Consider the following 14285-nt stretch of genomic DNA (forward strand, 5'->3'; position numbering starts at 1 on the left):
GGGTGATAAAATGGAGTACGAATATGATGATAGCGTACATTTACATCTTGACTATTTCGGAACAGAATGTGATATGGAATCGATTGCTTATAAACGGAAGAATGAAGACGTGTGGGATGTATATTTTAATTTTGGAGCATATGGTCTTCAGAAAGATGGGATCGAGACGGGTAAATTTATGGACGAATATGCTGGCTATTACGTTTTTTCGGTACATGCTCGTGATCTTAGTTGGGAATTTGGAAGTGCTCAATTTGAAGAGTGGGTTTTGAAAAATCATATCGTAGAAAAATCGCTGCAAAAATAGGGAGGAATTTTGTGGTCGATTTTCTCATTTTCTTGTTCATTTTTGTAGTCGGATTTTTTATTATGCAAGTACTCGTTTACCGATTTGCAAAGAAAAACATCCAAAAATACACAAAAATAAAATGGCTTCATATGTGGCTAGAGATGAATATGAAAAAGGGTCCGAGATTAGATTTTTTTGATTTTGTAGTTATTGTACTCGTATGTATTGTATGGAAAATATGGCTGTTTCCTTTTATATAATACACATGCTAATGATTTTTTCTTTTATCATAAAATAACGAAAAGAACCTGTCTTGTGGCAGGATTTTTTCGTTATAGCAATAGTTGTAAAAAAACTTGCATTTATAAGTAAAATAGTGAGTAGTATTGTGAAAGATATTTTGACAAATATAGAAACACATACATACGGAATTAAAGTGTGATTACAGAATGGACAAATTGGCTGTTTGCAAAGTGTGGGGTAATAAGAAAGAGGTCGTCCACCGTTGGACGACCTCTTTCTTATTATGCTTGGTTCGTGCGGAAGAATGGAAGCTTCTGCACAATGTGAATTAATCCGTATGCAAGAATTAAGCACATAAGAGGATTAATGAAAAATCCATAGCGATTAATTGCTAAGAATAAGTTTGAGAAGATAATGTAAATAATAGAACTTGCTACTAGCATCATAACGCGTTTATGTTTAAATGAATTTAGCATGAAGCAGAAGCTGCTCAAGAATGTACCGATGATAAACACTCTATGACATAGTTGCATAAAGTTGTGAATACGGTATTGGTCTACAGCAGGAGCTGTTTTGAATAATTCAATTGTTTTACCGACAGTGAACCAAGAGAACCAATAAGTGAAGTCCGTCTTAAAGCCGTTCTTGATTAATTCTTTTGCGTATGCCCCTTTGTCATCTAAGCCTTTGGCTCTCATTTCATTTACTATATTTTCATATCCAATTTTATTAAATGGATCAGCACCCGCAATTAGTGGATCAGCACCTTGGGTTGAGAATAAAATAAATTGGTTGAGTGCTAAATAGTTACGAACAACCCATGCACCAATAATAAAGAAAGGTCCGATAAACCATAACAATCCGATTCGAATGGAGTCTTTAAATCCATATGTAAATAATACAACAAGAACAGGAATGAGCATCATTGGAGCTGGATTTGGACGGAACATAAGTAAAATTGAAACGACAATTCCAAACCATATATGGAATTTCACTTTATTGTATTTCCATGCGAGAACAAATACATATACACATAACGCTAATAAGAATATGGATGGAACTTCTGTTAGCAATGTACGGAAGTATGTATAGTTACTTGGATAAATAGCATATAAAATACTTGCAACAATTCCATAAATGTTTTTTTCGAACAATTCTTTTCCTATTAAGAATACTAATAGCACTGTGCATAGGTTCATAATCATGTTAATAACAGTTGCTACGTAATAGTAAGGAATTGATGTAATATCAGAAATAATCATAGCGCCAGCTAATAGTAATGGCTGACCTGGTGTGATATATGCATTTTTCCCTGGAACTTCACTAGGTTCTAAATACACATAACCAAATACACCATGTTTTAATAGTTGTTCAGCTGTTAACGAATAGTTAAAGGCATCATTTGCACCATATGTTACTTTGACTAACTCTCCATCTAATCCTGGCTGTTTTACTAAACAAAAAACGTGCAACAGGAAAGAAAGCGCCAAAATTGCATATACCGCTTTAGGCAAACTCTTAAACTTAGTAAGCAAAAATGAGCAACTCCTTTTTTATTAATTCTTTCGTATTTTCATGTGAAATCTTTAATAGTATTAAGGATTTCCAAAACATAGTTATTATATCATAAAGTGGAATGCTGAAATTAAGTTTTTCAAGAATGAGTAATTTGTATGCCATAATTTAAATGTTTATTAAGGGAATATTAAGACAATACATTTATGATAGAAGCAAGTATGCAGACGAAATATGTCATATATGTTATTTTAATAGAAATAGTTCTTTCGATGCGGGGGAAATTAAGACATAGAAACGAGGGAATGAATTGAAGTATGGTTCTACACTTTTTGATCTTCCAAAAAGAAATATATTAATTTCTAGCATTATAAGTAGTATGGTGACTTTATTAGTAATAACTATGCTGTTTATGCTTTTAAAGGTTTTTAATTTAGACATAATGAAAGCTCATTTAAATCAAAATCTTGTTTTAATTGTTATGATGATTTTCATATGGGGCATAACATTTTATATTTCACATTTTAATAAAAAAGAGATGTCTACACTTAGGGCATCCCTACGAGTGCATTTTGTATTATTTTTACTAGCTCATACAGTAGCGTTATTTTATATTGTCATGCAAGTTAATATGAGTTTTATAGAGGCAATGAATTGGATTTACTTGTATAACATGCAGTTTATATTAAGTTTTGTAGCAATTTATGCAATATACATTCTTGTTTATAATTTAATAGGCAAGGTTTTTCTAAGTATGATTTTAACGAGCTGTACGTTAGTCATTTTAGGTATTGTGAATTATTTAAAGCTTATTTTTAGAGGTGATCCGCTGTATCCTTCTGATTTCACACAAATTATGCATATGCAATCTGTTATACCGATGGTGATGGACTATTTTAGCTGGAGTTATATTTTTGTCATTATCTTAAGTATCGTGGCTTGTATTGTAGCAGGGATATATATGAGAAGGTATATTCAAAATGTAAAGACTCATCTAGGAATAAGAGCCTTATTAGTAGTAGGGTCTATTTTTGTTCTATATGCGTATGGTAATTTTGCGAACACATTTATGAATAAAGTATTTCAAAAATCAGGTGTAGATTTTGTTTTGTGGGATCAAAATGAGAACTATGCTTCAAATGGTTTTGTACTTGGGTTTATTAGCAATTTAGATACAACAGTTATGGAAAAACCAAAAAATTATTCTAAAGAAAATATGCTTCAAATAGCAAACGATATAAAAAAACAATATAGTGGAAATATAGGGAGCCAAAAGAAAAAAGAGAAACCGAATATTATTTTTGTAATGAGTGAATCGTTTTGGGATCCGACGAAAGCAACTAACCTTTCTTTTAGTGAAGATCCTGTACCAAATTTACATCATTATATAGAAAACTTTCCTGGTGGACAAACTATTTCTCCTACATTTGGGGGAAATACGGCGAACGTTGAATTTGAGGCATTAACGAGTTATTCAATGAGTTTGTTAAAGCCAGGTTCTATACCATATCAGCAGGTTATTACAAATAAGAAAGAAATTCCATCAATCCCTACGGCGTTGAAAAAAGAAGGGTATTACACAAGTGCAATTCATTCATTTGGTCGCACATTCTTTAAACGTGATGATGTATATAAGGTGTTAGGATTTGATAAGTTTAATGCAGCTGATACGATGGAAAATGTAGATATTGATGGAGATTATATTAGTGATTTAGCTATGAGTAAAGAGATAATTGCTGAGTTAGAGAAGCAAAAACAACCTACATTTATTCATGCAGTTACGATGCAAAATCATTTTCCATTTACAGAGGGCCGATTTGGTGAAAACCTAATAGAAATTAGCGGGCTAGAAAATGAAGAATCAAAGGGAGAATTAGAAACGTATACAGAAGGGTTAAGACGTTCAGATGAGGCCCTTCAATATTTAATAGAGCAACTAGATAATTTAGATAGACCTACATTATTAGTATTCTTTGGAGATCATCTTCCATCATTAGGAACAAATAAATCTTTTTATAAAGAGAATGGGTATATAACGAATGAAAAAACACCGAGCGAACGTTTAGCGATGGCCCAAACGCCGCTATTAATGTACGCAAACTTTGATATGCCAAATGATAATTTAGGTGTAGTAAGTCCAATTTATTTTTCTAATCTTATTTTTGATTATGCAGGATTAAATAAATCCTTATTTTATCAATTTTTATCGGCATTTTACAAGGAAATACCAGTGCTTAGAGATGAATTAAAAGTTGATAAAAATGGAGAAGTAATCAATGATTTAACAAAGAAACAAAAAGAAATATTAGAGCAATATAAAATGCTCCAATATGATTTACTCGTCGGAAATCAATATAGTAAAGATATCCTCTTTAAATAAAGTGAAACTTTAATCAGTGGGGGTTTTCTTCATCCCCCACTGATTATTAGCCTTCACCAATCGGACTTTTATGGGCAGCCCGACCCCCACCTAACTTCTTTGCTTTGCTGAATTTTGAGGTGGGGGTCTTACTGCTCGTTAAAGCGGGATAAAAGAAACAAAAAGAACTTGTATAACGATACAAGTTCTTTTTTATAGTATTTAACGGGGTAACCAGACAAGCTAGGTTTAGGGAGTATTACCTGTACATTTAGTATAAATGAAAATATAATCGTTTTATCAGTTGATTTGTGAGAAATGTGTGAATTTTAACGTTTTTGAAAACTACGTTCCTATCGATACGATTTGGCATAGGTTTTTATGAATGCAAAAACTTTATAAGTTCTTCGTTTAATTTATCCGCTTGATCGATTGGGGAGCCGTGACCACTATTGGTGAGAGGATGTAACTGAGAATTTTTAATCCGCTTTTGCGTAAGTTCAGCGCTTTTGTATGGGATAAGTTGATCGTGAATACCGTGGAATATTTTTGTTGGCACGTTAATTTTACTTAAATCTTTCGTTACATCTTCATTTGCAGCTGCTTGCAATATTTTGATGAGGGCATAGGAAGCAGACTGCATACCGAGATAAGAAAACCATTCTAACGTAGCGGATCCTAAGTTTCTATTAAAAAATGATAAAGATACATCATTTAAAAATTTAGGGAGATTGGCATACATTTGATTAATGAGAGTATCTGCTTGTTCTTTTGGGACACCATAGGGAGATTCTTGATTTTTAACGAAAGAGGGGGAAACGGCATCGACTAATACAAGTTTAGAAATACGCTGACCATTATAGCGAGACATGTACCGAATAGAAAGGGCACCGCCTACTGAGAAACCGACTAATGTAGCATTTTCGACTTGAAGTGCTTCTAAAACGATGGCGATATCGTCTGCTAAACGATCGTATGTGTAACCAGTCCATGGTTTATCAGATTGTCCATTTCCGCGTATATCCATAGCGATGCAGCGGAAACCGTGCTGTGGTAACACGTTGAGCTGATATTGGTACATTTGATGATTTAAAGGCCAGCCATGGACGAAGAACACGGTTTTACTACCGGGACCGGGGTTAACATCTTGCACAAAAATGTGCACATCTTTCTCGACGGTAACAAACATGAATGAGCCTCCTATTCATACGCCAGGAGCGTAGAATTTCGTTCTATTAAGACACTAAGCTTTCCTTCATTCTTACGTGTGATTGTAGTTACTTATCCCTCATCCATTCTCCGTAAACGCCCGATTGGTGAGGGGGGGAAGTTTTCCTTCATTTTTTGCCGCTTATATAAAATCTCTCCCACATAATATACGTATTATTGTTTATAATTTTTATGATTGCATATCGTCTGAAAATATCACAATTTTGGGATGATTTTCCTCAAATGTTCGATTTATCTTTGTTTGTATAAGAAAATCATTTATTATAATAAATGGTATTCTTAGAGATATTATGTTGAAGGGGTGTTGAAGTGAAAGAAAGTTTTCTATCATATAAAGAAGAAGAAAGGAATGCCAAAATCTTTTTGTGGGTGCTATACGTCATTGTTGTTTCATACCAAATTTTCTATGCAATCGTATTAGAAAATAAATCACTAACGGATAAGGGACATAGCATACTATGGCAAGTTATTTGCGGAACTGCAATACTCGGTGTAAATGTATATTTAATAAAAAAAGAGAAAGTGAATTTTGTGAAATATGCATGTGTATTTGCATACATAGGAATAGAAATTGCTAACATATTTTCGTATATGCTTTATAATGAGGCGGCATTTGATGGGGGAAATATAATAGAAATTATTTTCATCTTCTTTGTACCTATATTTTTAAATAAAAAATATTTTGTGTTTTTACTTTCAACTATTGTAGGGAAATATGTAATTTACTTATTTGTATTAAAAGAAGTAAAAGGATTTATGTTCCTCATTATGTATACACTCGTATTAATAGCAGCATACATCATTTTAAATCGATTTATACAATACCTTTCAGCGGTAAAGGAAAGTATTAAGATTGCTAGTGAATCACAAAAATTAGCAGTAATCGGAAAGATGGCAGCGACAGTGGGACATGAAATTAAAAATCCACTTGCTTCATTGAAAGGGTTTACGCAATTACAACGAGAGAAGCATGAAGAGGACCCTATTTATAAACAGATGATTTTTGAAATAGAAAATATGAATAATATGATAAGTGAATTGATGGAAGTTGCTACATGTAAACCCTCTATTTATAAAAAACATAATATAGGTGAAATTGCATTACAAGTAGTAGCAATTCTTCGAGAAAAAATGAATGAATCTACTGTCCAGCTTATGTCTAATATCGAAGAAAAGATAATAGAAGTTGAATGTGATGAGCGAAAAATAAGAGGAGTCTTTCTATATGTCATAAAAAATGCTCTGGAGGCGATGGAGCAAGGTGGCACATTAGAGTTACGATTAGAAAATAAAGGACAAGATTATGTAATGCTAAGTGTAATCGATAATGGTTACGGTATTAAGAAAGAGAATGTGGCTCGTGTTACAGAAGCTTTTTATACAACAAAACAGGATAAAATTGGTTTGGGACTTACGGTAGCAGATCGAATTGTCAACGAACACCTTGGTACGTTACATATTTCAAGTGAAAGAGATAAGGGAACGAGAATAGATATTATTCTTCCAAAAAAGTGTGGAAATAATGAAATCCAATTGGAAGAAAAGCTAGGAGTTACCATATGAATAAAGACGGTATATTTAAAAATGAAGAAATGAAGGCGCTGAAAATATATTTAAGTTTATTTTTCATTATATTTTTTGTATACGATCTTGCCTACGAATTTATTGTACCTTTAATAGGAGGAGAGCAAGAAGGAGTAGGACAATTTGAAGATGGTCTAGGTTTATGGCTTTATTTTCTGATGGTGGTTTTATTTTGCATTGGAATATACTCTATGAAATGGAAAAATCCATTTGCAGTAAAGTATATTATTCTAATTGGGTATAATCTATTAGATTTTATCCATAATATTATGATTTACTACGGTAGTGATGCTGAGTTTGATGGTGGAAATATAGTAGAAGGATTTTTTATTTTATTTGCCCCACTTTTTGTGAATAAAAGATATTTTTGGTTAGTTCCGAGCATACTTGTTGGAAAATATGCTCTTATAGGAATCATGATTCACTCATCACTCGTTTTAATCCCGATGGCATTATATAGCGTATTTACTATCATATGTTGGATTATGTTTGTAAGGTTCCAATCTTACGTTCGTACGCTTGAGATGATGAATAAAGAAATACAACAAACAGAAAAGTTAGCAACTGTTGGGAAAATGGCTACAGTTATTGGTTCCAAAATTAAAAGACCTTTAGCTAATTTAGATAAATTTGTAAATAAGCAAGCGGTTAAATATCCAGAGGATAAAATATATAGTGATATTATGAAACAAGAAGTAGAACGAATTCATACAATCGCTACAGAACTTAGTGGATTTGAGAAATCTAAATCAATAGAATCAGAAGTTCATAATATAGAAGAAATTATCGCTTATGTTATTCGAGTTATGGGGAAGCCTGCTTTAAATCAAGGTGTGCACATACAAGGTATTTATAGTAAAGACATACCATCGATTACATGCGATGAAAAACGATTAAAACAAGTGTTTTTTAATTTAATTAAAAATGCGATTGAAGCAATGTCAGTTGGCGGAACGATTACGATTAAAGTGACTGTAGAAGATGCAATCATTGTTCAAGTTAAGGATGAAGGTTGCGGCATTCCAAAAGACAAAATCCCGAAGCTAAATGAAGCCTTTTACACAACGAAAGAAACGGGAACAGGTTTAGGCTTAGTAGTTACAGAAAAAATTATTAAAGACCACAACGGTAAAATGAGTTTTGAAAGTGAAGTTGGGGTTGGAACGACAGTGAAGGTTATGTTGCCGATACAATAAAAAATATATTTTAAAAAGGGAAATCATTTATTTGAGAGTGATTTCCCTTTTTTGTGAATAAAAATCCGGAAGTGTTTACACTATTGGTGCATTATGTATAATTACGAATCTAAGATATGGGTATTTTTATGGTGGTAATATAGAGTGAGTTTGTTAGTTGTTGCCCTAAATTATTGAGGCTTTTTCTGTTGAATAAATTATTTTTAAGAGAGAACTAAATATTTGTGATTAGAAAAACAGAATATACAGCACTGGTAGTAATTCCAGGATTAATATAAAGGGATATAGCATCTCCTCTCGAAACGAGGTTTCCGGTTGTAATGCTACTCCAAGTTACAGTAGCTGGACCTACAGCTGAAGTAGGATTAAATACTTGAAGTTACCACGATCCAGTAATTTTGTCAGTAGTAGACTACTTATTTTGAAAATGTAGTATTTAATGAGATGAGAAAATCATCTGTTTTCTTAATAAAATAATCTGGTTGTACAGTAAATGTAGCAGATTGATAGTTTGGTAACCATTGTACGCCAATCGTTCGTACATCTGCCTGTTTTCCAGCAAGTATGTCAGCATCACTATCCCCAATAAAAATTGCTTCGTTTGCATTTACATGTAATGTATTTAATACAAGAAGAATACCTTCAGGATCAGGTTTTGGCTTCATTACATCATCTCCAGCTACTATACAGTCGAAGAAAGAAACTAATCCTAATGCTTTTAGAGAAATGTCCAGGCTTCTTCTTGCTTTTCCAGTTACGATAGCTAACTGAAACCCTTGTTTTTTTAAATGTATTAAAAGGTCTACTATTTCATGATTTCGCTCTACGTAATCATGATGCTTTTCTTCATAACATTCATAGTATCTTTCAACTGCTACTTCTTTTTCTTCAGAGAGTAAGTTCTCATGAATAATACCAATTTCACTTGGGCCAAACATAGAAAGAATCTCTGCTTCAGTAATTTCTTTATTATCAAATTGCCAAAAAACGTTTTGAAACGAGTAATAACATAAAGGTAAAGTATCAGCTAGTGTGCCATCAAAATCAAAAATAATTGTACGTAGCATTTTCTCACTCCTGTTTTAAGTTATTTTAAGGTTTATTTAAGGATTTATGTTGTGATATACTTAAAATAACTTAAAAGTACTTAAAAGTAAATAAAAATGGGTGAGAGTATGAATCAAGAGGAACGTTTAATAAAAATAATGGAGTATTTGAATGAACATAGGACGATGAGTTTGAAGATAATGTGTGAGCTATTTCAAGTCTCCAGAGATACAGCAAGAAGAGATATTGTAAAATTAACAAATGAAACAACAATAGTGCGAACCCATGGTGGTGTAGCTTTATCATCTTTCCACCATAAAATATCGGATTATGTAAATCGTGAGGAAAAAGAAATTGAATATAAGATATCTATTGGAAAGCGAGCTGCTTCTTTTGTAGAAGATAATGAAGTGATTTATCTTGATGTTTCAACAACTGTTAACTGTATGGCTTCATTTTTGACAGCAAGTAACATAACGGTTGTTACAAATTCAATTGATACAGTAAATCATTTAATGGATATGGAGAATGTAAATATTCATATTTTAGGTGGAGAATTAAATAAACACTCACGTTATATGACGGGTTTTTCTGCAATGGAGAAACTAAAAGATTATCATTTTGATAAGGTTTTTATTGGATCACCCGGTCTTACAGAAGATGGTGTCTATTATGCGTATGAGGAAGATATTCATTTTAAGCGTCAAATTGTTAAACAAACAAATGAAGTGTTTTTACTTGCTGATGAGACAAAAATGAATCAACGTCAAAACTTTAAGGCGCTGTCATTAGAATCGATAGATACAATTATTACGAATGATGCTATACCTGGCGATTTAGAAAGAGTAGTGAAAGAATATGGAATTGAGCTAATCGTTGGAGTGAAGTAAAGGAGGACGTAAAAATGAAGGGGATTATATTTGATATTGACGGAACGATGTTAGATACGGAAAAAGCAGTTTTATATTCATTACAGAGAACGTTGCGAGATGAAGGGATGAATTATTCATTAGAAAAGCTACATTTTGCATTAGGTATTCCTGGTATGGCTACATTACAAGAAATTGGTGTGGAAAATATGAAAGCAGTTCATGAGAAATGGATACGTAATATGGCAGATTTTAAGAATGAAATTACAGTATTTAAAGGAATTGCGGAAGTGATTGAAATAGTATCTTCATATAAGATTCGAACTGGTATTGTGACTTCAAAAACACGTCAAGAGTTTATCGATGATTTCCAGCCATTTGGATTACACTCATATTTTGAACACTCTATTTGTGTGGAAGATACAATGAAACATAAACCACATCCAGAGCCACTTGTGACATGTCTAAAAAGATTGAATATAGAGGCACAAGAAGCGATATACATAGGTGACTCAGTATATGACTTACAATGCGCAAAACAAGCGGGAGCAAAATTTGGTTTAGCCTTGTGGGGAGCAAAGACAAGGAAAGGATTTGAAGAGGCTGATTATATTTTTCAAACGCCTCATGAAATTTTAAGTCTAGTAAAAAGAGATAGCTAAATTAGCTATCTCTTTAAAAATTTATAACCACCATTTTTCCTGTGGAACTAAAGTAACATCCACTTCAAAATTCTCTTTAAACCAATCATACATCAATGTTTCTTTCACTTACTACATACATTGTATATTGTTCGTAATTTTCTGTATATATTTTTAAAGAAAAATGGTGGTACAATATATGAAGGATACGAGAAGAGAGGATGAAGTTTAGAATATGTACGTTACTGTAACAGAAGCAGCATATAAAAAGATTATGGATACGATTCCAAATGAAGCGAAATATATAAAGTTATTTTACGATAATGAAGGTTGCGGTTGTGTAATGAGCGGAATTATCGATTTAGTAGCTGTAGCAGAAAAAGATGAGCGCGATGTGGATATCGAATCTAGCACAATGAATTTTATCGCAGATCGCACAAAGCTTGTATTTATGGATGATAAATTAACAGTTGATTGGCATGAAGGTGGAGGGACGTTTCAGCTGAAGAGCCCGAGCCAATTTTATAATCCAAATATGAAGTTACACGTTCGAGTGTAGTAAAGAAAAGGTGGTTCCAAAATGTATTTTGGAACCACCTTTTTTATTGTATAAGTCGCTATTATTGTCGTTTTTTGTTGATAAGTCGATATATTTAAAAAATCGCTGATATAATTCGAGTTGCGCCGATATATTTTGAAAATCGCCGATATAATCAGAGTTGCGCTGATATATTCAGAAAATCGCTGATATAATTTCATGCCCCAAAACGTTTCATACAATAAAAAGATTTTTTCACATAATGAAATGTACATATGATTGAATTTTCTGTATAATTTTATTTGCGGAGGGGATACGCATGAGAAGATGGGGAATTGAGTTATTAATTTTAGCAGTCGTTATTATTTGGGGGATTAATTTTACGATTGCGAAATATGGACTTTTAGAATTTACAGCAATTGAGTTTACTGCACTTCGGATGATATCGGCGGCACCGCTTATGTTACTCCTTACATTTTTTATTGAAAAGTCGGTTTATATGGAGAGAAAAGATATACCTAGATTAATCATCGTTAGCGTTGTAGGTATTGTACTGTATCAAACGTTATTTATGGAAACTGTTAAATATACATCCGCTACAAATGCCTCTTTACTCATTTCTATTTCACCTATTTTTACAACTGTATTTGTGATTTTCTTAAAACAAGAAAAGTTTTCTTCTCGAAAGCTCATCGGTTCTATCATTGCTTTTGGTGGGGCAGCTTTAGTTTTAGTAGCAGGGCATTCACTGGCTAGTTCTTTTTACGGGAATGGGATTGGACTCATTACATCAATATGCTGGGGGCTTTATCCTGTTTTAGCTGGTCCATTAATTAAAAAATATTCAGCATTACGTGTTACCGCATGGTCAGCATTAGTTGGCGCGATTCCGCTCTTATTATTAAGTGGACCACATGTATTTACAATGCCATTTTACATTACACATGGAATGACTCTATTTGCTTTACTATATTCTATTTTCTTTGTAACAGTATTTGGTTTAGTGATGTGGTATGTAGGCGTTCAAAAAATTGGGGCGTCACATACGATGGTATATATGTATATAACGCCGCTTGTTGCCGTTTTATTTGCAGCTGTATGGGCAGATGAATATGTATCGTTTCAACAAATAATCGGTGGAATTATTATTTTCTTCGGTCTATGGTTTGTGAAATCAGAGAAAGTAAACATTCATTCTACTGCAGGAGAACCTATATCAAAATAGGAAAACAGATCACCTATGATCTGCTTTCCTATTTTTTTATTTTTGGTAAGAAGACGAGAAATAAGATCGCAGTAATAAGTGGAATTAAGTTTAAAAATGGAATACGGAAGAGAGTAATCAGAATAATACCCGGAAGAAGGACACCGAGGACAGCGTAGAAAATACTATGGTTCTTCGTGTACCAATACAATGAAAGTCCAATAAGTGCAGGGATAATGAGGTGAATGAGAGCCATTAAAAAATAAATCATTAGACGCCCCCTTTATTTGTGTACTTATTACATCATATCCGTATGTTCATAGATTGATATCAATTTTTTCATAAATGGACGAAAAATGTTTGAAAAAACGTCACAAATTATGAAAATATGATGTTTAAAATCTTGTATAATATTATTTTCTAAAAACATTTAAACAACATAAACATACCGTTTATGTTGTTTTTTATTTGAGTGAAATGGGTTTAAGTAGTATGAACTTGAAAGAAGTCTTTTGTTGGATAGATAAAAATTACTGAGGAAGAGGAGAACAGCATGATTAGTATGTCGTTAAGGTCGTTTAAAATTCAATCGTATTATATACTAGGTTTTCTTTTGCTAGGCTGGATGGTAACACCGTTTTCAGCACATTTTTTAGGTGCAGGAATTGGACTTATTGTAAGTATGTATTGCGTGTGGCTTTTAGGGAGACGAATTGAGAAGCTTGGAGATAGTATCGTAAAGAAAACGAAAGCGCCGACGCTCGGTATGTTTAATCGTTTTGCGGCTGCTATTTTAGGCGCTATTATTATGTACGAAATTGAGCACCATATGGTTATGTGGGCATTTGCAGTAGGGATTATGGGCGGTTATTTCTTAATTGTTGTGAATTTAGGATACTATAGTATGAAAGATGAGAAAGAATTAACAAAGAGCTAAAAAGATAAAAAGATAAAGAGTATCTTTTAGATGGAATAGAGGATCCAGCGGGGGATAGAAGCGGTCAGAGCCTGTTTTCGCCCCACGCGGAGTGAAACCAGAGGGATGTAGTGAGTGGGAATATAATTTATATGTTCGAAGCCGTGATTTGCCTGAGTGGAAATGTGGGTTACTCTGGAATAGAGGATCCAGCGGGGGATAGAAGCGGTCAGAGCCTGTTTTCGCCCCATGCGGAGTAAAACCAGAGGGATGTAGTGAGTGGGAATATAATTTATATGTTCGAAACTGTGATTTGTCTGAGTGGAAAGGGATTTCTCCTGGAGTAAGGGGGCCAGCGATGAATAGTATAACAGGAAGCGAAACATTGCATAAAATACAGGTTTTTGCTTCCAATAAGTTAACGTGAAATCACTTCGTGGTATGATTCTTAGGTTCTTTAAAAAAGTTGGATATAATGCAAAAAACTATTCCGGTAATTAGAATAATATATTTTATCGTTTCACTTGTATGCTCAAATAAATTAACGTTAAGCATTACAAGTCCCAAAAACATTTGGAACGCTCCGTAACTGAATAAAATTTTTCCTGTACGAGAAAAATTTTTCATAGGTTTCACCCCTTCCTATATATGTAA

15 protein-coding genes and 1 pseudogene are annotated in these 14285 nt (G+C 33.1%); 11 read left to right on the forward strand and 5 right to left on the reverse strand.

The genetic code is table 11. The features are described from left to right. Positions 1-10: 10 nt before the first annotated feature. The 3 genes and pseudogenes from QCI73_RS03640 to QCI73_RS03650 all read left to right on the forward strand — a co-directional run. Positions 11-307 carry a DUF3986 family protein gene (locus tag QCI73_RS03640; RefSeq protein ID WP_000455572.1) on the forward strand — a complete coding sequence of 99 codons (297 nt, stop codon included), beginning with the start codon at positions 11-13 and terminating at the stop codon, positions 305-307. Between the two features lie 11 nt (positions 308-318). After that, entirely contained in the window at positions 319-549 is a 231-nt protein-coding gene (locus QCI73_RS03645; RefSeq protein WP_000227435.1) for a hypothetical protein, read from the forward strand. A 107-nt stretch (positions 550-656) separates the two neighbouring features. Continuing rightward, positions 657-731: pseudogene (locus QCI73_RS03650) on the forward strand (DUF2196 domain-containing protein); the annotation flags it as partial. Between the two features lie 82 nt (positions 732-813). Here the strand turns inward: QCI73_RS03650 and QCI73_RS03655 are convergent. Then, positions 814-2067 carry a glycosyltransferase family 39 protein gene (locus QCI73_RS03655; RefSeq protein ID WP_000956217.1) on the reverse strand — a complete coding sequence of 418 codons (1254 nt, stop codon included), beginning with the start codon at positions 2065-2067 and terminating at the stop codon, positions 814-816. A gap of 290 nt (positions 2068-2357) precedes the next feature. Between QCI73_RS03655 and QCI73_RS03660 the strand changes: the two genes are divergently transcribed. Continuing rightward, entirely contained in the window at positions 2358-4427 is a 2070-nt protein-coding gene (locus QCI73_RS03660; protein ID WP_327922299.1) for an LTA synthase family protein, read from the forward strand. A gap of 358 nt (positions 4428-4785) precedes the next feature. On the opposite strand, the gene QCI73_RS03665 is transcribed toward QCI73_RS03660, so the two are convergent. Then, positions 4786-5595 (reverse strand): alpha/beta fold hydrolase, encoded by an 810-nt coding sequence (locus tag QCI73_RS03665; RefSeq protein ID WP_353822515.1) that lies wholly within the window; start codon positions 5593-5595, stop codon positions 4786-4788. Between the two features lie 350 nt (positions 5596-5945). Here QCI73_RS03665 and QCI73_RS03670 point away from each other — a divergent pair, with 350 nt between their 5' ends. Both QCI73_RS03670 and QCI73_RS03675 read left to right on the forward strand, forming a co-directional pair. After that, a complete protein-coding gene (locus tag QCI73_RS03670; RefSeq protein WP_353822516.1) occupies positions 5946-7199 on the forward strand; it encodes an ATP-binding protein in 1254 nt (417 codons plus the stop codon). Further along, the gene (locus tag QCI73_RS03675) at positions 7196-8416 is read left to right on the forward strand and encodes an ATP-binding protein (protein WP_327922302.1); all 1221 of its coding nucleotides are present in this window, start codon (positions 7196-7198) and stop codon (positions 8414-8416) included. Before QCI73_RS03670 ends, QCI73_RS03675 begins: the two co-directional genes overlap by 4 nt. Before the next feature lie 416 nt (positions 8417-8832). Here the strand turns inward: QCI73_RS03675 and QCI73_RS03680 are convergent, their stop codons facing one another. Then, positions 8833-9483 (reverse strand): HAD family hydrolase, encoded by a 651-nt coding sequence (locus tag QCI73_RS03680; RefSeq protein WP_000946538.1) that lies wholly within the window; start codon positions 9481-9483, stop codon positions 8833-8835. A 108-nt stretch (positions 9484-9591) separates the two neighbouring features. Between QCI73_RS03680 and QCI73_RS03685 the strand changes: the two genes are divergently transcribed. The 4 genes from QCI73_RS03685 (at position 9592) to QCI73_RS03700 (ending at position 12736) form a co-directional block, all read left to right on the forward strand. Then, positions 9592-10353, forward strand: coding sequence for a DeoR/GlpR family DNA-binding transcription regulator (locus tag QCI73_RS03685; protein WP_048551248.1), 762 nt, complete (start codon positions 9592-9594; stop codon positions 10351-10353). A 14-nt stretch (positions 10354-10367) separates the two neighbouring features. Next, complete coding sequence (locus tag QCI73_RS03690) at positions 10368-10994, forward strand: HAD family hydrolase (RefSeq protein WP_000676034.1); 627 nt, start codon at positions 10368-10370, stop codon at positions 10992-10994. 214 nt (positions 10995-11208) lie between these two features. Continuing rightward, positions 11209-11532, forward strand: a complete 324-nt coding sequence (locus QCI73_RS03695) for an iron-sulfur cluster biosynthesis family protein (RefSeq protein ID WP_000289565.1) — start codon at positions 11209-11211, stop codon at positions 11530-11532. Positions 11533-11830: 298 nt separating this feature from the next. Then, complete coding sequence (locus QCI73_RS03700) at positions 11831-12736, forward strand: DMT family transporter (protein WP_327922305.1); 906 nt, start codon at positions 11831-11833, stop codon at positions 12734-12736. A 28-nt stretch (positions 12737-12764) separates the two neighbouring features. Here the strand turns inward: QCI73_RS03700 and QCI73_RS03705 are convergent, their stop codons facing one another. After that, positions 12765-12986, reverse strand: coding sequence for a hypothetical protein (locus QCI73_RS03705; protein WP_000639043.1), 222 nt, complete (start codon positions 12984-12986; stop codon positions 12765-12767). 282 nt (positions 12987-13268) lie between these two features. On the opposite strand from QCI73_RS03705, the gene QCI73_RS03710 reads away from it, so the two are divergent. Continuing rightward, a complete protein-coding gene (locus QCI73_RS03710; RefSeq protein ID WP_000624921.1) occupies positions 13269-13652 on the forward strand; it encodes an ATP synthase subunit I in 384 nt (127 codons plus the stop codon). A 408-nt stretch (positions 13653-14060) separates the two neighbouring features. Here the strand turns inward: QCI73_RS03710 and QCI73_RS03715 are convergent, their stop codons facing one another. Then, positions 14061-14258 (reverse strand): hypothetical protein, encoded by a 198-nt coding sequence (locus tag QCI73_RS03715; protein WP_353822517.1) that lies wholly within the window; start codon positions 14256-14258, stop codon positions 14061-14063. Positions 14259-14285: the final 27 nt, after the last annotated feature.

Origin of the sequence: Bacillus cereus group sp. MG16, assembly GCF_040459875.1 — a bacterium.
In the GTDB taxonomy this organism is placed as follows: domain Bacteria; phylum Bacillota; class Bacilli; order Bacillales; family Bacillaceae_G; genus Bacillus_A; species Bacillus_A paranthracis.